This window comes from Streptomyces sp. NBC_00885, from assembly GCF_045207475.1.
In the GTDB taxonomy this organism is placed as follows: domain Bacteria; phylum Actinomycetota; class Actinomycetes; order Streptomycetales; family Streptomycetaceae; genus Streptomyces.
In genome coordinates this window covers 4,193,177-4,212,398 of the sequence record NZ_CP108796.1, presented here as the reverse complement: position 1 = coordinate 4,212,398, position 19,222 = coordinate 4,193,177, and the positions used below count along the sequence as shown (strand labels likewise).

Genomic DNA, 19,222 nt, shown 5'->3' with positions numbered 1-19,222 from the left:
GCTTCGAAAGGATCTTGACCAGCAATGGCCGACGAGAACACTCCCGCCACCACTGAAGAAGAAGAGCAGGGGCTGCGGATCGAGCCCGTCGGGCTCGAGACGGAGATGCAGCGCTCGTATCTCGACTACGCGATGTCCGTCATCGTCTCGCGTGCGCTGCCCGACGTACGGGACGGTCTCAAGCCCGTCCACCGGCGCGTGCTCTACGCGATGTACGACGGCGGCTACCGGCCTGAGAAGGGCTTCTACAAGTGCGCCCGCGTCGTCGGTGACGTCATGGGTACGTACCACCCGCACGGCGACTCCTCGATCTACGACGCGCTCGTACGTCTCGCCCAGCCGTGGTCGATGCGTATGCCGCTGGTGGACTCCAACGGAAACTTCGGTTCTCCCGGCAACGACCCGGCGGCCGCCATGCGGTACACCGAGTGCAAGCTGATGCCGCAGTCGATGGAGATGCTCCGGGACATCGACGAGGAGACCGTCGACTTCCAGGACAACTACGACGGCCGTAACCAGGAGCCGACGGTCCTGCCGGCGCGTTTCCCGAACCTGCTGGTCAACGGCTCGGCGGGTATCGCGGTCGGTATGGCCACGAACATCCCGCCGCACAATCTGCGTGAGGTCGCGGCGGGCGCCCAGTGGGCGCTGGAGAACCCTGACGCCACCCACGAGGAGCTGCTCGACGCACTCGTCGAGCGGATCAAGGGCCCGGACTTCCCGTCCGGCGCGCTGGTCGTGGGTCGCAAGGGCATCGAGGAGGCGTACCGCACCGGGCGTGGCTCCATCACGATGCGCGCGGTCGTCGAGGTCGAGGAGATCCAGGGCCGGCAGTGCCTGGTGGTCACGGAGCTTCCGTACCAGACCAACCCGGACAATCTCGCGCAGAAGATCGCCGACCTGGTGAAGGACGGCAAGATCGGCGGCATCGCCGACGTCCGTGACGAGACCTCGTCCCGTACGGGCCAGCGCCTGGTCATCGTGCTCAAGCGCGACGCCGTCGCCAAGGTCGTGCTGAACAACCTCTACAAGCACACGGACCTTCAGACGAACTTCGGCGCGAACATGCTGGCGCTGGTCGACGGCGTGCCGCGCACGCTCTCGCTGGACGCCTTCATCCGCCACTGGGTGCACCACCAGATCGAGGTCATCGTCCGGCGCACGAAGTTCCGCCTGCGCAAGGCGGAGGAGCGGGCGCACATCCTGCGCGGTCTGCTCAAGGCGCTGGACGCGATCGACGAGGTCATCGCGCTGATCCGGCGCAGTGACACGGTCGAGATCGCGCGCGAGGGCCTGATGGGCCTGCTGGAGATCGACGAGATCCAGGCAAACGCCATCCTCGAGATGCAGCTGCGCCGACTGGCAGCCCTGGAGCGCCAGAAGATCGTCGCCGAGCACGACGAGCTGCAAGCCAAGATCAATGAGTACAACGCGATCCTGGCCTCGCCCGAGAAGCAGCGCCAGATCGTCAGCGAGGAACTGAACGTCATCGTCGAGAAGTTCGGCGACGACCGGCGTTCCAAGCTGGTGCCCTTCGACGGTGACATGTCCATCGAGGACCTGATCGCCGAGGAGGACATCGTCGTCACCATCACGCGTGGCGGCTATGTGAAGCGTACGAAGACGGACGACTACCGCTCGCAGAAGCGCGGCGGCAAGGGCGTACGCGGCACGAAGCTGAAGGAAGACGACATCGTCGACCACTTCTTCGTCTCCACCACGCACCACTGGCTCCTGTTCTTCACCAACAAGGGCCGGGTCTACCGCGCCAAGGCCTACGAGCTGCCGGACGCCGGCCGCGACGCTCGCGGTCAGCACGTCGCCAACCTGCTGGCCTTCCAGCCGGACGAGCAGATCGCCGAGATCCTGGCGATCCGCGACTACAACGCCGCGCCCTACCTGGTGCTCGCCACCAAGGGCGGTCTGGTGAAGAAGACGCCGCTCAAGGACTACGACTCGCCCCGGGCGGGTGGTGTCATCGCGATCAACCTCCGCGAGACGGAGGACGGCAGCGACGACGAGCTGATCGGTGCCGAGCTGGTCTCGGCCGAGGACGATCTGCTGCTGATCAGCAAAAAGGCGCAGTCGATCCGGTTCACCGCGACCGACGACGCGCTGCGTCCCATGGGGCGTGCCACATCGGGCGTGAAGGGCATGAGTTTCCGTGAAGGAGACCAGCTCCTCTCGATGAATGTGGTGCGGCCCGGTACGTTCGTGTTCACTGCTACTGATGGTGGGTACGCGAAGCGGACCGCCGTCGACGAATACCGCGTCCAGGGTCGTGGCGGCCTCGGTATCAAGGCCGCCAAGATTGTGGAGGACCGTGGTTCGCTCGTGGGCGCGCTGGTGGTCGAGGAGACGGATGAGATCCTCGCCATCACCCTTGGTGGCGGTGTGATTCGTACGCGAGTCAACGAAGTCAGGGAGACGGGCCGTGACACCATGGGCGTCCAACTGATCAACCTGGGCAAGCGCGATGCCGTGGTCGGCATCGCTCGTAACGCCGAGGCCGGTCGCGAGGCCGAAGAGGTCGAAGGGACCGACGAGGTCGAAGCGACCGATTTGGCCGGCGCCGACGCGGCCGGGGCGGCAGTCGAGGGCAGTGAGCCCTCGGCAGGGGAGCACGAGGAGTAAAGCGTGAGTGGAGCCACGGGCGCCGGATCGGCCGCATCCGGAGCGAACGGTGCCCGTGGCCCTGCCGCGGACTCCCAGGGGGTTACGGTGACGGACACTCGGGGGCCCATGCCCCCGCACGAGACGTATGGGGGCGAGCAGCCGGCGCCGCAGCCGGCCGCGCAGCCGTACCACCCGCCGCAGGCATACCCCTCGCCCCAGGGCGGGGGCGCGCCTCAGCCGGGCGCGGCTGTACGCAGGCCGCGCACCGGGGCCCGTACGACGCCGCGTACGCGCAAGGCGCGGCTGCGGGTGGCCAAGGCCGATCCGTGGTCGGTGATGAAGGTCAGCTTCCTGCTCTCCATCGCGCTGGGCATCTGCACGGTGATCGCGTCGGCGGTGCTGTGGATGGTCATGGACGCGATGGGTGTCTTCTCCACCGTCGGCGGGACGATCAGCGAGGCGACCGGCTCCAACGAGAGCAATGGCTTCGACCTTCAGTCGTTCCTGTCGCTGCCGCGGGTGCTCATCTTCACCTCGGTCATCGCCGTGATTGATGTGGTGCTGGCCACAGCTCTGGCGACCCTCGGGGCCTTTATCTACAACCTCTCCGCGGGTTTCGTGGGCGGCGTCGAGCTGACCCTCGCCGAGGACGAGTGAGACAGGACAACCGATTTTGGGACTGGCCCCGACGTGCGCTAATCTTCATGAGTCAGCGCGCAGCGCGGCGGGGCTATAGCTCAGTTGGTTAGAGCGCATCCCTGATAAGGATGAGGCCACAGGTTCAAATCCTGTTAGCCCCACAGAAGTAGTGAATGCACAGAGGGCACCTCCCCAGTGGGAGGTGCCCTCTCTGCGTTGTGGCCGGCTTGATCGTCTCTCCGACTTCTCTCAGCCCTCCCAGGGGCCTCATTCAGTAAGGCGGGAGGCCACGATCTCGCGCTTGAGGATCTTGCCGGTGGCGCCCTTGGGCTCGCGGTCGCCGGGACTGACGCCGCGTGCGGCGAGCAGCACGGCCACCCGGCCTGCGAGCGTGTCGAGTTCGGCATAGGTCAGCGAATGGTCGCCGAGTTCTGCGGCGATGCGCTGACCGTGGGCGTCGGCACTCCGGCTGAGCAGATCGGCGAGGTTCACCTTGGGCCTCCCGTTTCGGGGTGGAGTGGCGAGGATTCAGCCGCGGAGTGCGGAGGCCAGGAGACGGGCAACTCGGCAGTGCTCGCGGCGGCGGTGAAGCGGGCGACGCGTCTGAGGTGGTCGGGGCCGTGCGGTTGGTGGCGAAGCCGGGCGGCTCGGGGTGGTGGCCGGCCGCGTCCGGTCAGCTGCGGATGGCGGTGAATGCTTCCAGGTAGATCTCTTCGAGGGTGCCTTCGCCGTTCCGGCGTGCCCAGATCTCCATTGCGGTGTCGAGACAGGTGAGGCAGGCGCCGACGATCGCGTGGGCACGCGGGTCGGGCACGGGGCCGGGTTCGATGCCCATCCGGCGTTCGATCTCGGGTACGAGCAGTTCCTGCCAGCGCACATGTTTTTCGAGGTGGCGGGCGCGCAACGACGGGTTGGCCGTAGTCAGCAAGGCGGTTTCCAGCGCGTGGCGTGGGGTTTCAGGGGCGTCGGCAAGCGCCGCGAGGGCAGCGACCATCGCCTCCCACGGGCCTTCCTGCGGCGGGCGGGCCTGCAGCGCCGAGAGGACGACCTCGCCGAGGCCGACAAGGTTGCCGACGACGATGTCTTCCTTGGTGGCGAAGTAGCGGAAGAAGGTCCTGGGCGACATACCGACGGCGGCGGCGATCTGCTCGATCGTCGTGTTCTCGAAACCTTGATCCATGAACAGCCGTATGGCTGTGTCGCGGATTTCGGCGTAGGCGGCCTTCCGGTTGCGCTCCCGCAGCGTACTCATGGACCACATCATACACACGATGCCAAGAAGTCGGCAGGCGACATATTGTCAGTGAATGACATCTAGTCGTACGGTGCCAACATGACTGCTTTCGAGTACGGCCACCAGAACCTGCGGGCGCTGGACCGGCGCAACCACCGCCCAGCATCGCCGTCGGCACCGTCAACCGCGCGGCCCTTATGGCCCAGCGCCTGGTCAGCCGCCGCATCATCCTCACCTCGGCGCCATGTCCGAATCCAACCAGCGCAGCAGCGCCCGCTTGCGGCAGGCAAACCGATTCGAGGAGGTTCGATATGCGAAACGTACGTCGATGGCGTCTCTTCCGGCTGATCGTTTTGGCTGTGGTGACCGCCGGCACAGTCACCGTGGCGGCGGTGCCAGTGGCCGCCGGACTACGAGGGCCCGGCATCGGAATTCCTCGGCGCCGCCGCAGCAGCACACGGAATTCTCGACGGCACCGGGCGGCACGCTCCTTCGCGCCTGCGCAGATAGGCAGCCACGCCCCCCTCGGCCTGTGGGGCTACTCCGGCGGGGGCTTCGCCACCGCCGCGGCAGCCCAAATGCAACCCGAATACGCCCCCGAGCTGGAGCTGAGGGGCATCGCCATGGGCGGCGTCATCGCCGACTTCAATGCGAGCCTGCAGACCATCAGCGGTCAAGCCTTCTCCGGCTGGCTACCGTTCGGGCTCGCGGCTCTGCGGCGTTCCTATCCGCAGGCCGACATCAACCAGTACCTGGGCACGTCCGGGCTCGCCTACGCCGACGCCGTACAGAACGAGTGCGCCGGCGCCGCCGTCGCGTCCGGCCCCTACTTCGCACCGCTGTCGAGGTTCGAGGCCTCCCCAGGCTCCCTCAGCGTCGGCGCGTTCCACTCCTTCGCCCACAGCGTCAGCCCCATCGGCCTTCCCGGCACGCCGGCCGCCCCGGTGTACCTCTACCACGGCGTCAGCGACGAATTGGTACCCGTCACCGCCGCACGGCAGCTGGTCCACCGGTACCGGGCCGCCGGCGCCGATGTCCTCTACGTTGAAGATGACAAAGACCACGCCGCAGAGCAGAGCTACGGAGTGCCAGGCGCGGTCACTTTCCTCACCCGACGTCTCTCCTTGATCCCGAGGCCACGGGCCTGAGCCGCCAACTCCGCCCGGCTGCTTCTCCGCCCGGCCGATCGCTTTGTCCGGGGCCGGAGTTGGGGCGTGCGGACGTCGCACGCAGGTCACCGAACGGTATCGGTCGGTGTGTATAGTCGGGCGGCAGAAGTCCTCATACGTCAAGGAAAGACGAGGTCGCGCGGTGAAGAAGCTTCTCCTGGTCGCACTGGCCGCCATCGGCGGGCTCCTCGTGTACCGCCAGATCCAGGCGGATCGCGCCGAGCAGGATCTGTGGACGGAGGCGACCGACTCCGTGCCCGCAGGTTCGGGTGTGTGAGACGCAGCATTCTTGAAACCACTGAGCCCCGGTTCGCTGAAGCGGCCGGGGCTCAGTGCTGCCCCCTTTTCCTGGCCGTCCGGTGCCGTTGCGTGACCGTGACAATCTCGACCTTGAGTTCGCCTGAGCAAATCTCTAGCTTGCAAGAGCAAACTCCCATGCAGTAGGGACGGTCGTCGACGCCCTTCCCGATGGCTTTCCCAGGGTGATTCGGCCGCCCGCGAAGACAGCCAAGCGGCGGCCGGGGCAGGATGGTCCCTCGCCGCGACCGCCGCGGCGGCCGGCTGCGCGGTCGTCCTGATCGCGGGCCTGGTGCTCGTACTGGTACGGCGGACAAGGAGAAGCGCGTGAAGAGGCAGCGCGGCACGGGCCGGGTGACGCTGGCGGCCATGGCGGCGATGTGCGCGGTGGCGGCGCTGCCCGGGCAGTCATGGGCGGCCGGCGAGCCCAATCCGTACGCCTTCGACAGCGGGGCCAAGACCGTCAAGGGAGCCCCGGTCAACAGTGACGGGCCGCCCCTGAGCGCCGGATCGACGTACAAGGACACGATCAAGCCCGGCGAGAAGCGCTACTACCGGGTCGATCTCGATGCCAGGACCAACGCCTACATCTCGGCCGTCGCCGTTCCCAAGCCGGCGACGAAGGTGTCGTCCGCGGACAGGCTCTCGGTGAGCATCGAGGACCGCTCGGGGTACAAGTGCGGTGACGGGGACGCCCAGTTCGGATCAGCCTCGTACGCCAGGCCGGTCGCCGCGTACGCGGACCGGACGATCGTCAAGGACGGCAGCAGGTGCCAGGACGCGGGCGCGTACTACGTGCTCCTGCAGCGGTCGAAGGCAGACACCTCCACGCCCGAGCCGTGGGACGTGGAGATCCGTTTCGCCTCCGAGTCCGGGCTGAAGGCCCAGGGCCCCACCGCGCCGGCCGAGAACTGGCCGTCCGCGTCCCCACCGGCGCCCGCAGGCGGCCCCGGGAAGCGGCAGGGCGGCACGAGCTTCACCGATGCCACGAGCCTGAAGCAGGGCGAGTGGCAGGACGCGATCACCCCCGGCCAGACGCTCTTCTACCGGGTGCCGGTCGACTGGGGACAGCAGCTCTTCGCCAGCGCCGACCTCGGCAGCAGTACGGCGCCCGACAGTGCGAAGAGCGTCAGCAGTGCCCTGGTGCTGTCCCTGCACAACCCGGCCCGTGGATACGTCGATGACGCGTCGAGCCTGTACTACGACGGCAAGCAGAAGTCGCTGGCGCTGGACCCGCTGCCGCCGGTGGCGTACGAGAACCGATACGACTACACGAGTTCCACCAACGCCATGCGGTTCGCCGGCTGGTACTACCTCTCGGTCACGCTCAACCCGGAGGTCGGCAAGGAGTACGGCACGAACGCCATCCCGTTGACGCTGCGCGTGAACGTCGAGGGCAAGGTGCGGGGCGCTCCGGCGTACGACGGGCCCGCGGGGGACTTTCAGGTCACCAAGGACGACCAGGAGGCCGCGGACAGCGGGAAGAGCGCGCCGGAGGCGGCGAAGAGCGACACGATGCAGCTGGTCGCCGCCGCGGGCATCGGGGCGGGGACCGTGCTGGTGCTGGGACTCGGCGCGTGGACCCTGCTGGCGCGGCGGCGGACGGCCGGGGCGCCGGCGCAGGGACCTGCTCACGCGGCTCCTCTGGCTCCCGTGACGGATGCTGCCGCTCCGTTCCCGGCGCAAGGACCGGCGGCGGGGCAGGTGCCCGGACAGGTGCCCGGTGGGCACGGCCAGCTTCCGGGACAAGCACCCAGCCAGGCTCCCGGGCAGTACGGCCCGCCGCCCACCTGGTAGTTCAGGGGCTGCGGGATCAGGCCTGGGTCAGCGCCCAGATGCCCACCGCGAAGCAGAGCAGCGCGACAAGCAGCACCGGGACCGCGACCTTCGGGGGCGGTCCCGGCCGTTTGCGGGCCACCGTCGGAACCGGCGCGTGGGCGTGCGGAACCTGCGGGCTCTGCGCGGTGTAAGCACGGGTCAGAGCTTGCTCGTACTGCACCGGGGCGGTCGGAGCGGTCGGGGACTGCACGGACTGCTCGGGCGCGGGGGCGTACACCGGGGAAGCGCTGTGGGACGGTACGGGCGCGGGAGTGGGAGTCGGCGTGGGCGTCGGCTCCGAGGCCGCCGGCATGGGGGGCGGAGTGGACGGCTGGGCCGTATCAGGCAGTTGGGCGGACGGCTGCTGCGGTGGCGGGGCCAGATGGAAGCTGCCCGTCTGCGACGGCGGGAGCGGCCGCTGTACGTGAGCCTGCCCGGCCCGGTCAGCCGCTGCCGTGTCCCGTGCGGGTCCGGTCGGGCCCTCGGGGCCGAATCCGGCGGGCAGCGGGCCGATCTGGTCGAAGATCTCGACGGGCTCGTCGTCCGCGCCCGGCTCTGGGAGCATCTCGACAGCCGCCGTGAGCGCCTTCCGCGCTCCCGTGGCGGTACGGAACCGCACCTGCGGATCGGGCTGCAACAGACCGGCGAGCACCTGCCACAGCGGTTCGGGGATGCCCTGAGGGGCACCAGGAGTCCCGATGTTGGCGAAGTGCTCGACCAGCGCCCTGGAGTCGGGCTTCTTGCCCTGGAGCAGATAGAGCGCGACGAGACCGACCGCGAAGAGATCGGCCGTGAAGTCCGGCTCCGCGCCCATCATCTGCTCGGGCGCGAAGTAACCGGGCGTGCCCACCACATAGTTGGTCTCGGTGAGCCGCGGCTCACCCTTGCGCATCGAGATCCCGAAGTCGGACAGCCGCAGATGCGGCCGCCCGGTCCCGGTGGCCTCCATCAGGATGTTCGCCGGCTTGATGTCGCGGTGCACGACCCCCTCCGCGTGCACCGCGGCCAGACCGGACAACAGCTGATCGAGCAGCGTGCACACAAAACGGGGCGGCAGCGGGCCGTAGTCCCCGATGACATGCGCCAGCGACCCGCCGCTCACCAGGTCCATGGTGAACAGCACCTTGTCGTCGTCCGCGGCCCAGCTGGCCGGAGCGAGGACATGGGGATGATCGATCCTCAGGGCCTGTTCGCGGACGAAGCGCAGCAGGGTGTGCGCATCGCTCTGCTGCAGCACCTTGGCCGCCACATAGCGACGGCGCCGTTGGTCCCAGGCCCGCCACACCGCACCGACACCGCCGCGACCGATCGGGTCGATGAGTTCGTACCGACCAGCGAAGACCTCACCCATTGCGCTGCGCCCGCTCCCCGTTCCCCAGTGAGGCCCGCTGCCTCGGTCAGCTCTGATGCGACTCGTAGTGGGCGACGGCGTCGGCCGTGCGACCGGCGCCGTACACCCGGAGGAACTCTGCCAGCTCGGGGTGGCTCGGGGCGAGAGAGTCCGCCGCATCGATGATGTCGCCCGCCGCGGCAACCGAACGAAGCAACGACTGGATCTCGCGTACGACACGGCGAACTGTCGGCGCTCCGGAGCTGCTTGTGCTCTGGCTGGTGCCGGTCAGCACGGAGCCGCCCTGCGACTTCCTGATCTCCTCCATCCGGTCCGTCGCCTCGGCCGCGCTGACACTGCCGTCGGCGACCTGACTCGCCAGATCCTGCAGAGCCTGCACCCGCTGGACCACCGCGGGATTGCCGATCTTGGCGCGCTGGCCGCTCATCAGCTGGGAGAGCATCGGAGCCGACAGCCCGAGCACCGCAGCAAGGCGGGCCTGGTTCAGGCCCAGATCATCGATGAGCCGACGGAAGAGGGCCCCCAGCGGCTCTCCGTACCAGCTGCGCTGCAGCTCTCTGGCTCTTGCGGTTGTTTCCTGCTGCGCGGCGTCCATTGCGTCTCCCCATCGCTTTTCCCCAAAGCGGGCTTCGCTGCTGCGAACCTCGACGAGCATCTTACGGAGAGTGGTCGCCCACCGGGAGTCCCAATCCTTTTGCAGGATTCGGGGGGTCACCCGGTACTCTGGTCTGCGGCGGTGGCCGAGGCACGCTTCTGCTCGGCCGTACCCACCCTTCCGGGGCCTTAGCTCAGTTGGTAGAGCGCTGTCTTTGCATGGCAGATGTCAGGGGTTCGACTCCCCTAGGCTCCACAACGACAAGGGCGCTCCGATCTGTCGAGAACAGATCGGAGCGCCCTTTTCACTGCCTTGTACTGCCTCGCTGCCCCGCCCGCACCGTGGAATGGGCCGTCTGGGTGGTGTTCATCCGAAGAACTGCGCAGCGGCGGCGTCGCTCCCTCACTTCCCGAGATGCGTACACATCATGAGAAAGGTATGTAGATCGCTCAACCCGAAAGCGAGGGGTCATGGCCGCCATGAAGGTCAGAAATCTGTGGGCCGCGTTCATCACCGCGTTCTTTGCGCTGCTTGCCTCGGTGGGGCTGACCACCGCCACCACCGCCGCGCGCCGGCCGGCCGTGCGGACGCCCGACGCGCCGCTCCTGCCCCAGCAGGTACGCCGCCAGGCCGTCCGGCCGACAGTGCCCGCGCCCAGTACGCGATGGAGCCCCGCTACCCGATGGAACCCCGTGGCGCGCGACAGATCGCTGCCACCCACCATCAAGCAGCGCATCCGCGCCGAGGCCCATGGATCGTCGCCGTCCACCCGGCACCTGCCCGCGACCGACGCCGACAGCGCCGACATCACGGACATCGGGCACAGCCCGGCCCCTGCCCGCGTCGCCGACACGGCGCACGCCTCGGCATGAGGCGCCGGGATCGCTCACCCCTCCCGGCGCCATCTGCTCCACGGGCGGCAAGCGATCAGCGCTGATCGTCGCGGTCAGCAGCCTCCGCCTCGTCCTGCTTCGCCTGCACCTCAGGGTCCAGGTCTCCCTGCTCACTGCCGTCGACGGACGACAGCGGGGCTCGGTCGGAGACCTCCGTGGCAGCGGGCGGTTCCACCAGCCAGTCGGGGTTGGCCTGCTTGTCCCACCACTTCCAGGCCGCGACTGCCCCACCGACCAGCACACCGACGATCGCAAGACCCTTGGCGAGCCGCGCGGCCTTTGAGCGCCGCTCGTGCTTCCTCACCAGCTTCTGAATCTCCTTCGCCGTCACCTGTCCGCGCAGTGCGGCCAGTGCGGCAGCGGAGCGGGCCAGAGCCTCCTCCCGTACGGGCTGAGCGACGGCCACCGCCTGCTCCACACGCGGAACGGTGTAATCCGCCGCCTGACGAGCCGCCCTGCGAGCCTGAACCGCGGCTCGGTGCGCTGCCTCGTCCACCTTCGGCGGCACATGCGGCGCGACACGCGCGTCGTAGTGAACACGGGCCTGAGTAGCGGCCTTGGAGACTTTGGGCGCGAGCCGTACGCGGGCCTCGTACGCATAGTGCGCGGCCTGGTCCTTGGCCGTACCGGCGTAGGGCGCCACCACTTCCGCGGCGTGCAGCACGCTGTCCTTCGCCGTACCGGTCGCGGCGCGCACGCTGTCCATGCGGGTCACGGGATCCTCCTCCTCGGTGGCGTTCTGGGTGGCTGGGCTTTACTTCCAGTTAGGCATAGTTTCGCCTTTCCACCCGTTTGGAAATCATGCCTGTTGAGTGCGGCCTCGGCATGCGGGGCGGGCATCCGGGTCATGTAGGGCCCTTGCGGACGACGATGCCACGGTTCGCCCCACAACGCGCCGCTTCGTTGACGACTCGACGCCTTTTATCCGTGGACTGCTCCCGCGTGCGAGGATCGTGTGACGTCAGAGCAGACTTACGGAAGGCAGATCGTGGCCGAGCAGCTGTACGCCACCTTGAAGACCAACCAAGGCGACATCGAGATCCGGCTTCTGCCGAACCACGCGCCCAAGACAGTCAAGAACTTCGTGGAGCTCGCCAAGGGCGAGCGTGAGTGGACCCACCCGGCGACCGGCAAGAAGTCCACGGACAACCTGTACGACGGCACGGTCTTCCACCGCGTGATCAGCGGCTTCATGATCCAGGGCGGTGACCCGCTGGGCAACGGCACGGGCGGCCCCGGCTACGAGTTCCAGGACGAGTTCCACCCGGATCTCGGCTTCGACAAGCCGTACCTGCTGGCCATGGCCAACGCCGGCCCGGGCACCAACGGCTCGCAGTTCTTCATCACCGTGTCGCCCACCGCCTGGCTGACCCGCAAGCACACCATCTTCGGCGAGGTCAGCAGCGAGACCGGCAAGAAGGTCGTGGACGCGATCGCCGCCGCCCAGACCAACCCGCGCACCGACCGCCCGGTGAGCGATGTCGTGATCGAGTCGGTCGTCGTGGAGACCCGCGAGGGCTGAGCCCCGCGGCGCCCCCGCGGCGCCCCCGCGGCGCTCCGGGATCCTCGGGGACCCGAGGGGAACCAATTCGCCCCGCTCATCCGTATGGATGGGCGGGGCGGTGTGTTGAGCTAGGGAGACAGAGGGACCTCATGGACCAGGCGCCAGGCAGTGGGCAGCAGCCGCAGGACGCGCACGGCCCAAGCTGCTACCGGCATCCGGGCCGCGAGACGGGCATCAGGTGCACCCGTTGCGAGCGGCCCATCTGCACGGAGTGCATGGTCAGCGCGTCGGTCGGATTCCAGTGTCCGGAATGTGTCCGTTCGGGATCCGGTACGGGACACGCCCCGTCCGCCACCCGACCGCGGACCATCGCGGGCGGCACGGTCACCGCGGATCCGCGCCTGCTGACCAAGCTCCTGATCGCGATCAACCTCGCCGTCTTCCTGCTGCAGCTGTCGCTCGGGGACCGGTTCACCGACCAGTTCGACCTGATCGGGCGCGCCTTCGTCCCGCTGCTCGGAGATGTCGAGGGCGTCGCGGAAGGGCAGTACTACCGGCTGCTGACGTCGATGTTCCTGCACGGCAGCTATATCCACATCGCCTTCAACATGCTCAGCCTGTGGTGGATCGGCGGCCCCCTGGAAGCCGCCCTCGGACGCGCGCGCTACCTCACCCTGTACGTGCTCTCCGGCCTGGCGGGCAGCGCGCTGACCTATCTGCTCGCCGACGCGAACCAGCCCTCGCTCGGTGCCTCCGGCGCCGTCTTCGGCCTCTTCGGCGCGACCGCGGTGCTCATGCGGCGAATGAACTACGACATGCGGCCGGTCATCGCGCTCCTGGTGATCAACCTGATCTTCACCTTCAACCCGGCGTTCAACATCGCCTGGCAGGCCCATATCGGCGGGCTCGTCGGCGGTGTCGTGGTCGGGTACGCCATGGTGCACGCGCCGGCCGAACGCCGAGCACTGGTCCAGTACGGCACCTGCGCACTGATCCTGATCGCGGTGATCGTCACCGTGGTGGCCAGGACCGCCGCGCTCACCTGAGCGAGACCTTTCCCCAAAGTTGTCCACAGCGTGTGGTCGATCTTGTGCATGCTGTGGGGAACAAGCGTGCCCCTTGTCGCTGAGCTGGCTTTTCCCAGCAGGGACAAGGGGCGGGGCGCTTCATCAAGATGGCCGATGCAGTCACACCGGCGTCAATGCTTTGAGGGTTATCCACAGATCGTCTGAACTTTTCCCCACTGTGGACAACACTGTGGATAACCTCAGGGCAGGGCTTGACGGCGAGGCTGCGGAGAAGCTACTTCCACTGGGTGGATACGCCGAAGCCGGCGGCGATGAAGCCGAAGCCGGCAACGATGTTCCAGTTGCCGAAGCTCTTGATCGGAAGGTCGCCCTCAGTGACATAGAAGAGGACGATCCAGGCCAGGCCGATCAGAAACAGCGCGAGCATCACCGGTGCGACCCAGCTGCGGCTGGTCAGCTTGATGCTGGTCGCCTGCTTCGACGCCGGCGGCGGCGTGAAGTCGGCCTTCTTGCGGATACGTGACTTCGGCACGAGGGACTCTCCTGTCGATGCGCTGCGTGACCGCGCAGGGAACTGTGGCTTGACGCCAGGGGCTGGAGCGAGGGGGACCACCGCCTCCCCCGGGCGTCCGTTAGCGTAGTGCTTCCGCGGCGCCTAAGGAGATAAGGGTACGTTGAGCAATTCTGCCGACTCCCCCCAAGGTCCGGACAACCGCTTCGACTGGCGGTTTGTCCGGCTCCTGACGGCTGCCGTGTTCGCCCTCGCCGGGCTGATCTTCGTGACCAGCTTCAACACCGCCAAGGGCACCAATATCCGTACGGACGCGTCGATGCTGAAGCTCTCCGACCTGATCCAGCAGCGCAGCACCAAGAATGCCGACCTGGACGAGTCCACCGCGGCGGTACGGGACGACGTCGACGCGCTCGCCCGGCGCGACGACGGCTCCACCAAGGCCGAGGATGCCCGGCTCGCCGCCCTGGAGAAGGCCTCGGGCACCTCGCCGGTCAGCGGACCGGCCGTCAGTGTCACCCTCAACGACGCCCCGCCGAACGCCCAGGCAGCCCCCGGCTACCCCGAGCCGCAGGCCAATGACCTGGTCATCCACCAGCAGGACCTGCAGGCCGTCGTGAACGCCCTGTGGCAGGGCGGTGCCAGGGGCATCCAGGTCATGGACCAGCGGCTGATCTCCACCAGCGCCGTGCGCTGCGTGGGCAACACGCTGATCCTCCAGGGCCGCGTCTACTCCCCGCCGTACAAGGTCACGGCCGTCGGCGACCGGGGCGCGCTCAAGAAGGCGCTCGCCGAGTCCCCCGCGATCCAGAACTACCAGCTGTATGTGAAGGCCTACGGGCTCGGCTGGAAAGTCGACGAACGCAAGGCGGTGACTCTCCCCGGCTACTCGGGCACAGTGGATCTCCACTACGCGAAGCCCGTGCAGTAGCCCCTGGGGGGACGGTGGGACGGACGCTATCGGTACGGCTGATCGTCAGGACCTTCAGCGAACTCTGCATCACCGCCGGCACCTTGATCGTGCTCTTCGTCGTGTACGTGATGTTCTGGACCGGAATCAAGGCGGCCGACGCGACCGACGGACAGATCGACAGGCTCCAGGAGGAGTGGTCGCAGGGTCCACTCCAGGCTCCCGCTGCCACCCCGGCTCCGGAGCGCACGACGACACCCGCCCCTCCCGCTCCCAAGGAGTACCGCGACGGCAAGCCCTTCGCGGTCATGTACATCCCCCGCTTCGGCAGGAGTTGGGACTGGCCGGTCCTGGAAGGCACCTCGACGGGCATCCTCAAGAAGGGCCTCGGGCACTACGCCTCGACCACGGTCCTCGGCGGCAGCGGCAACTTCGCGGTCGCCGGCCACCGGCGCACGTACGGCGATCCCTTCAAGGACTTCCCGCAGCTGCGGCCGGGTGACGCTGTGGTGCTGACGGACGGGACGACCTGGTTCACCTACCGCGTCGACCGCGAGCCCTACCGGACCGTCCCGAGCGACACCGGTGTCATCGACCCCGTCCCCAGGAAGTCGGGCTTCGACGGGCCGGGGCGCTATCTGACGCTGACCACCTGCGATCCGGAGTGGGGCAGCAGCCACCGGCTGATCGCCTGGGCGCATCTGGACGCCACCCAGCCTGTGACCGACGGCAAACCGGAAGCTTTGCGCAGCTGACCCATGTGCCCCTGCCGCCCTTTAGTCTGGTGCGGTACCAAACGGAAAGGGACAGCATGTACGGCTGGATCTGGCGGCATCTGCCGGGCAACGCATGGGTGCGGGCAGTTCTCTCGCTCGTGCTGATGCTCGCGGTCGTCTACGTGCTGTTCCAGTACGTCTTCCCGTGGGCGGAGCCGCTGCTTCCGTTCAACGATGTGACGGTCGACGGAGCGGGGGCGGCCCGATGAGCGCGCGCATTCTGGTCGTCGACAACTACGACAGCTTCGTCTTCAACCTCGTCCAGTACCTGTACCAACTGGGTGCGGAGTGCGAGGTCGTGCGCAATGACGAGGTGGCGCCGGGGCATGCGCAGGACGGCTTCGACGGGGTGCTGCTGTCCCCCGGGCCCGGAGCGCCCGAGCAGGCAGGTGTGTGCATCGAGATGGTGCGCCACTGCGCCGACACCGCTGTGCCGGTCTTCGGTGTCTGCCTGGGGATGCAGTCGATGGCGGTGGCGTACGGCGGTGTGGTGGGCCGCGCCCCCGAGCTGCTGCACGGCAAGACCTCGCCGGTCACGCACGAGGGCAAGGGTGTCTTCGCGGGGCTGCCTTCGCCGTTCACCGCGACCCGCTACCACTCGCTGGCCGCGGAGCCGGCGGAGCTCCCGGACGAGCTGGAGGTCACGGCACGGACTGCGGACGGCATCATCATGGGGCTGCGCCACCGTGAACTGGCCGTCGAGGGTGTGCAGTTCCACCCCGAGTCGGTCCTCACCGAGCACGGGCACCTGATGCTCGCCAACTGGCTCGAGCAGTGCGGCGACACCGGGGCGGTCGGGCGTTCGGCGGGGCTCGCACCGGTGGTGGGCAAGGCTGTGGCGTGAACGCCCGGCGTCCTGAGGACGGGTATGAGTACGACCCGCTGACGGATCCCTCCCCCACGGCTCCGCCCTGGGGAGACCCCATGCCGCCGGGGGAGCAGGGGGCGCCGTGGTTCGGGGCGGCGGACATTCCGGAGGAGGGGCAGGCTCATGCCCCTGAGGCCGAGGTGCCTCAGTCTCATGAGTGGTCTGGCTACCGCCAGTACTCCGCAGGCGACCCGCAGGGCTATCAGGGGGACTGGTACGCCCAGCCGCAACCGGAAGCGGAACCTGGGGCGGCGCTGTACGAGACCGTCGCGATCCCTCAGCAGATGTCCGGGCCGATACCAGTACCGGACGACGAGACCGTCGCCCTGCGTACGGAGGACACCCGGCGCGCGGTACAGACGCCCGCGGGTCCCGGCCGTGCCGAGCGGCGCCGGGCTGCCAAGGCCCGCAGCCACAGGCGCCCGGGGCCCGCTTCTGCTGCCGCCCCGGAGTCCTCGGCGACGCCTGCCAGACCCCTCTCACGCGTCGAGGCCCGCCGCGCCGCGCGTGCCGCGAAGGACAGCCCCGCCGTCATCGCGAGCCGCGCCATCGGTGAGCTCTTCATCAGCTTCGGCGTGCTGATGCTGCTGTTCGTGACGTACCAGCTCTGGTGGACGAACATACGCGCGGGGCAGCAGGCCAGCCAGGAGACGAACAAGATCCAGGACGACTGGGCGAAGGGCCGCCAGCCGGGCGCGTTCGAGCCCGGGCAGGGCTTCGCCATCATGCATATCCCCAAGCTGGACGTGGTCGTCCCGATCGCCGAGGGCATCAGCAAGCACAAGGTCCTCGACCGCGGCATGGTGGGCCACTACGGCGAGGGGAAGCTCAAGACCGCGATGCCTTCGGACAGGGCGGGCAACTTCGCGGTCGCGGGTCACCGCAACACCCACGGAGAACCGTTCCGGTACATCAACCGTCTACAGCCGGGGGACCCGATCGTCGTCGAGACGCAGGACGCGTACTACACGTACAAGATGGCAAGCATCCTCCCGCAGACCTCACCGTCGAATGTGAGTGTGATCGCTCCGGTGCCGGAGGGCGCCGGATTCGACGGACCGGGCAGGTACATCACGCTGACGACGTGTACGCCGGAATTTACGAGTACGTATCGAATGATCGTGTGGGGCAAGATGGTCGACGAACGACCGCGCAGCAAGGGCAAACCCGACGCGCTCGTCGGCTGAAATCGGTTCGCTCGGTGGGTGCGGTGGGACTTCAAGACGGGAAAAGGTGCAGTGTCACGTGCGCGTAGCCGGGCCGCCGGTGTCATCAGTGTCTTCGGCGAACTGCTGATCACCGCGGGCGTGGTGCTGGGGCTCTTTGTCGTCTACTCACTGTGGTGGACGAACGTCCTCGCCGACCGTGCGGCCTCCAAGCAGGGCGACCAGATGCGCGACGGCTGGGCGAGCAGCCCGGGCGCCCTCGACACCAAGGACGGCATCGGCTTCCTCCACGTACCCGCCATGAACAACGGCGAGGTGCTGGTGAAGAAGGGCACCGACTCCCAAAGCCTCAACGACGGCATCGCGGGCTACTACACGGACCCGATCAAGTCGGCGCTCCCGTGGGACGGCAAGGGCAACTTCACGCTGGCGGCGCACCGCGACGGCCATGGAGCGAAGTTCCACAACATCCACAAGCTGAAGGACGGGGACCCGATCGTCTTCGAGACGCGGGACACCTGGTACGTCTACAAGGTCTTCAAGGAGCTTCCGGAGACCTCGAAGTACAACGTGAACGTGTTGCAGCCGGTCCCGAAGGAGTCGGGCATGACGAAGCCGGGCCGGTACATCACCCTGACGACGTGCACGCCCGTGTACACGTCGGACTACCGCTACATCGTGTGGGGCGAGCTGGTGCGCACGCAGAAGGTCGACGCGGACCGTACGCCGCCGGCGGAGCTGCGCTGACTGTGACTGAGGTCCCTCGGAGGACGTCAGTCGTCCTGGGATCCGCTGTCCCGCTCGCTCTACTTGAGCACGTTCAGCGCGGTGCCCGCGCTCCATGCCTCCAGCAGACCTCGGTGTACGGCGGTGATGCCGCCCTCGGCAGAGATGTTGAGGGCTTCCCGGGTGAAGGGGCACGTTGCCACGTAGAGTGCGACGTCGGCCTTGTGCAGCACCTTGGCAGCCCCGAGGAACTTCTGGATGTCGGGGCTCGTGACCGAGTTGTGGGGTGCGAATCTCTTGCACTGGACGACGAGCGGTCGCCCATCGGGGGTCCGGCCCGTGATGTCTACGCCTCGGTCTCCGCCGCCCCCGCGTACGACGACGTCGGTGCAGCCGTCGCGGCGCAGTAGAGCGGCGATGTGCTCTTCGAACTCGTAGCCGTTCATGGCGTCGATGGCGGCCATGACTCCGGCGAGTGGCCGGTCTTCACGTGGGCCTTCGAGCCGGCGCAGCCGAGTGTGGTGGAGGCAGAGTCTGCGTTCGACGCGCTGGATGTCCTGGCGCAGGTCGATCAGTTCCTTGCGGTGTTCGCCCGAGGTCTCGATGAGGGCGTTGAACAGGGGGACGACGGCAGTGCCGAGGATGTCGACGATGCGCCGGTCGATGCGGTCGTCGAGGGAGTCGGCGGGGCTGTGGACGGAGTTGTCCACAGGGGCGGCAGTGCGTGCCATGTACTCCATGTCGAGGAGGTACGTACGCACCTGACGTGCGACTTCGCTGTCGCGGAGCAGCATGGCGACGTTGAGAACGGCCCGTCGGGAGAAGAGTGCAAGAGATGGTGTGTGCGACTGGATCCCACTGAGTTCCTTGAAGGAACTCAGTTCTGCCCCTGACAAGACGCGGTATCCGTTGGCTTCGATTTCTTCCCGGTGATCGAGCACAAGGGAGCGGACAGCGTTGATGCCGACCTGGAAGTACGCGGCGACCATCGCCGTCGTCACATGCATGCCGTCCGGTAGCAACGACAGGGCCTTCACCCTGTTGAGTACCTCTGTGTGGGCAGCCATGCTCGTGCGCAGCGATTTCGACTCCAGCAGCGCGGTCTGGTCGATCATGCTCCG

Annotated in this window: 21 protein-coding genes and 2 tRNA genes; 16 read left to right on the top strand and 7 right to left on the bottom strand. The window is 67.8% G+C overall.

Annotated elements, in window-relative coordinates; genetic code table 11:
- The first annotated feature begins 24 nt into the window (after positions 1–24).
- The 3 genes from gyrA to OHA61_RS19065 all read left to right on the top strand — a co-directional run bounded on the left by gyrA (position 25) and on the right by OHA61_RS19065 (position 3,416).
- Positions 25–2,634, top strand: coding sequence for a DNA gyrase subunit A (gene gyrA, locus OHA61_RS19075; RefSeq protein WP_406304038.1), 2,610 nt, complete (start codon positions 25–27; stop codon positions 2,632–2,634).
- 87 nt (positions 2,635–2,721) lie between these two features.
- Positions 2,722–3,273 (top strand): DUF3566 domain-containing protein, encoded by a 552-nt coding sequence (locus tag OHA61_RS19070; protein WP_406304037.1) that lies wholly within the window; start codon positions 2,722–2,724, stop codon positions 3,271–3,273.
- Between the two features lie 69 nt (positions 3,274–3,342).
- Positions 3,343–3,416, top strand: a tRNA-Ile gene (locus OHA61_RS19065).
- A gap of 106 nt (positions 3,417–3,522) precedes the next feature.
- Here the strand turns inward: OHA61_RS19065 and OHA61_RS19060 are convergent.
- Positions 3,523–3,747, bottom strand: coding sequence for a hypothetical protein (locus tag OHA61_RS19060; protein ID WP_406304036.1), 225 nt, complete (start codon positions 3,745–3,747; stop codon positions 3,523–3,525).
- Between the two features lie 181 nt (positions 3,748–3,928).
- Positions 3,929–4,507 (bottom strand): TetR family transcriptional regulator, encoded by a 579-nt coding sequence (locus OHA61_RS19055; protein ID WP_406304034.1) that lies wholly within the window; start codon positions 4,505–4,507, stop codon positions 3,929–3,931.
- Between the two features lie 293 nt (positions 4,508–4,800).
- On the opposite strand from OHA61_RS19055, the gene OHA61_RS19050 reads away from it, so the two are divergent.
- The 3 genes from OHA61_RS19050 (at position 4,801) to OHA61_RS19040 (ending at position 7,752) form a co-directional block, all read left to right on the top strand.
- Entirely contained in the window at positions 4,801–5,637 is an 837-nt protein-coding gene (locus OHA61_RS19050) for a lipase family protein (protein WP_406304033.1), read from the top strand.
- A 163-nt stretch (positions 5,638–5,800) separates the two neighbouring features.
- On the top strand, positions 5,801–5,935 hold the full coding sequence (locus tag OHA61_RS19045; RefSeq protein ID WP_003958712.1) for a DLW-39 family protein: 135 nt from the start codon (positions 5,801–5,803) through the stop codon (positions 5,933–5,935).
- A gap of 347 nt (positions 5,936–6,282) precedes the next feature.
- Positions 6,283–7,752 carry a hypothetical protein gene (locus tag OHA61_RS19040; protein WP_406304032.1) on the top strand — a complete coding sequence of 490 codons (1,470 nt, stop codon included), beginning with the start codon at positions 6,283–6,285 and terminating at the stop codon, positions 7,750–7,752.
- 16 nt (positions 7,753–7,768) lie between these two features.
- Here the strand turns inward: OHA61_RS19040 and OHA61_RS19035 are convergent, their stop codons facing one another.
- Together OHA61_RS19035 and OHA61_RS19030 are read right to left on the bottom strand one after the other, a co-directional pair.
- Complete coding sequence (locus OHA61_RS19035) at positions 7,769–9,124, bottom strand: protein kinase domain-containing protein (protein ID WP_406304031.1); 1,356 nt, start codon at positions 9,122–9,124, stop codon at positions 7,769–7,771.
- Between the two features lie 46 nt (positions 9,125–9,170).
- Complete coding sequence (locus tag OHA61_RS19030; RefSeq protein ID WP_324972592.1) at positions 9,171–9,719, bottom strand: DNA-binding protein; 549 nt, start codon at positions 9,717–9,719, stop codon at positions 9,171–9,173.
- 182 nt (positions 9,720–9,901) lie between these two features.
- On the opposite strand from OHA61_RS19030, the gene OHA61_RS19025 reads away from it, so the two are divergent.
- Both OHA61_RS19025 and OHA61_RS19020 read left to right on the top strand, forming a co-directional pair.
- A tRNA-Ala gene (locus tag OHA61_RS19025) sits at positions 9,902–9,974 on the top strand.
- A 215-nt stretch (positions 9,975–10,189) separates the two neighbouring features.
- Entirely contained in the window at positions 10,190–10,591 is a 402-nt protein-coding gene (locus OHA61_RS19020) for a DUF6344 domain-containing protein (RefSeq protein ID WP_406304030.1), read from the top strand.
- Between the two features lie 55 nt (positions 10,592–10,646).
- On the opposite strand, the gene OHA61_RS19015 is transcribed toward OHA61_RS19020, so the two are convergent.
- On the bottom strand, positions 10,647–11,327 hold the full coding sequence (locus tag OHA61_RS19015; protein WP_406304029.1) for a DUF5324 family protein: 681 nt from the start codon (positions 11,325–11,327) through the stop codon (positions 10,647–10,649).
- A gap of 273 nt (positions 11,328–11,600) precedes the next feature.
- Between OHA61_RS19015 and OHA61_RS19010 the strand changes: the two genes are divergently transcribed.
- Both OHA61_RS19010 and OHA61_RS19005 read left to right on the top strand, forming a co-directional pair.
- Complete coding sequence (locus OHA61_RS19010; protein ID WP_406304028.1) at positions 11,601–12,134, top strand: peptidylprolyl isomerase; 534 nt, start codon at positions 11,601–11,603, stop codon at positions 12,132–12,134.
- Positions 12,135–12,265: 131 nt separating this feature from the next.
- Positions 12,266–13,162, top strand: coding sequence for a rhomboid family intramembrane serine protease (locus OHA61_RS19005; protein ID WP_406304027.1), 897 nt, complete (start codon positions 12,266–12,268; stop codon positions 13,160–13,162).
- A gap of 256 nt (positions 13,163–13,418) precedes the next feature.
- Here OHA61_RS19005 and crgA read toward each other — a convergent pair whose 3' ends face one another.
- Positions 13,419–13,676, bottom strand: a complete 258-nt coding sequence (crgA, locus tag OHA61_RS19000; RefSeq protein WP_142214706.1) for a cell division protein CrgA — start codon at positions 13,674–13,676, stop codon at positions 13,419–13,421.
- Positions 13,677–13,818: 142 nt separating this feature from the next.
- Between crgA and OHA61_RS18995 the strand changes: the two genes are divergently transcribed.
- The 6 genes from OHA61_RS18995 to OHA61_RS18970 are packed head-to-tail and all read left to right on the top strand — an operon-like array spanning position 13,819 to position 18,122.
- A complete protein-coding gene (locus OHA61_RS18995; protein ID WP_324972613.1) occupies positions 13,819–14,586 on the top strand; it encodes a DUF881 domain-containing protein in 768 nt (255 codons plus the stop codon).
- 14 nt (positions 14,587–14,600) lie between these two features.
- Complete coding sequence (locus tag OHA61_RS18990; RefSeq protein ID WP_406304026.1) at positions 14,601–15,320, top strand: class E sortase; 720 nt, start codon at positions 14,601–14,603, stop codon at positions 15,318–15,320.
- A 56-nt stretch (positions 15,321–15,376) separates the two neighbouring features.
- On the top strand, positions 15,377–15,550 hold the full coding sequence (locus OHA61_RS18985; RefSeq protein WP_406304025.1) for a hypothetical protein: 174 nt from the start codon (positions 15,377–15,379) through the stop codon (positions 15,548–15,550).
- Complete coding sequence (locus OHA61_RS18980; RefSeq protein ID WP_361902136.1) at positions 15,547–16,185, top strand: aminodeoxychorismate/anthranilate synthase component II; 639 nt, start codon at positions 15,547–15,549, stop codon at positions 16,183–16,185. The genes OHA61_RS18985 and OHA61_RS18980 overlap by 4 nt, the downstream gene beginning before the upstream one ends.
- On the top strand, positions 16,182–17,396 hold the full coding sequence (locus tag OHA61_RS18975) for a class E sortase (protein ID WP_406304024.1): 1,215 nt from the start codon (positions 16,182–16,184) through the stop codon (positions 17,394–17,396). The genes OHA61_RS18980 and OHA61_RS18975 overlap by 4 nt, the downstream gene beginning before the upstream one ends.
- Positions 17,397–17,447: 51 nt before the next feature.
- Positions 17,448–18,122: a class E sortase gene (locus OHA61_RS18970; RefSeq protein WP_324972626.1), complete on the top strand. Its 675-nt coding sequence runs from the start codon at positions 17,448–17,450 to the stop codon at positions 18,120–18,122.
- A gap of 59 nt (positions 18,123–18,181) precedes the next feature.
- On the opposite strand, the gene OHA61_RS18965 is transcribed toward OHA61_RS18970, so the two are convergent.
- Complete coding sequence (locus OHA61_RS18965; RefSeq protein ID WP_406304023.1) at positions 18,182–19,216, bottom strand: restriction endonuclease; 1,035 nt, start codon at positions 19,214–19,216, stop codon at positions 18,182–18,184.
- Positions 19,217–19,222 lie beyond the last annotated feature (6 nt).

Bases quoted from the DNA above. Each gene is read 5' to 3' on its own strand.
- gyrA (WP_406304038.1), top strand. From the start codon at position 25: ATGGCCGACGAGAACACTCCCGCCACCACTGAAGAAGAAGAGCAGGGG.
- OHA61_RS19055 (WP_406304034.1), bottom strand. From the start codon at position 4,507: ATGAGTACGCTGCGGGAGCGCAACCGGAAGGCCGCCTACGCCGAAATC.
- OHA61_RS19050 (WP_406304033.1), top strand. From the start codon at position 4,801: ATGCGAAACGTACGTCGATGGCGTCTCTTCCGGCTGATCGTTTTGGCT.
- OHA61_RS19035 (WP_406304031.1), bottom strand. From the start codon at position 9,124: ATGGGTGAGGTCTTCGCTGGTCGGTACGAACTCATCGACCCGATCGGT.
- OHA61_RS19030 (WP_324972592.1), bottom strand. From the start codon at position 9,719: ATGGACGCCGCGCAGCAGGAAACAACCGCAAGAGCCAGAGAGCTGCAG.
- OHA61_RS19020 (WP_406304030.1), top strand. From the start codon at position 10,190: ATGGCCGCCATGAAGGTCAGAAATCTGTGGGCCGCGTTCATCACCGCG.
- OHA61_RS19005 (WP_406304027.1), top strand. From the start codon at position 12,266: ATGGACCAGGCGCCAGGCAGTGGGCAGCAGCCGCAGGACGCGCACGGC.
- OHA61_RS18985 (WP_406304025.1), top strand. From the start codon at position 15,377: ATGTACGGCTGGATCTGGCGGCATCTGCCGGGCAACGCATGGGTGCGG.
- OHA61_RS18980 (WP_361902136.1), top strand. From the start codon at position 15,547: ATGAGCGCGCGCATTCTGGTCGTCGACAACTACGACAGCTTCGTCTTC.
- OHA61_RS18965 (WP_406304023.1), bottom strand. From the start codon at position 19,216: ATGATCGACCAGACCGCGCTGCTGGAGTCGAAATCGCTGCGCACGAGC.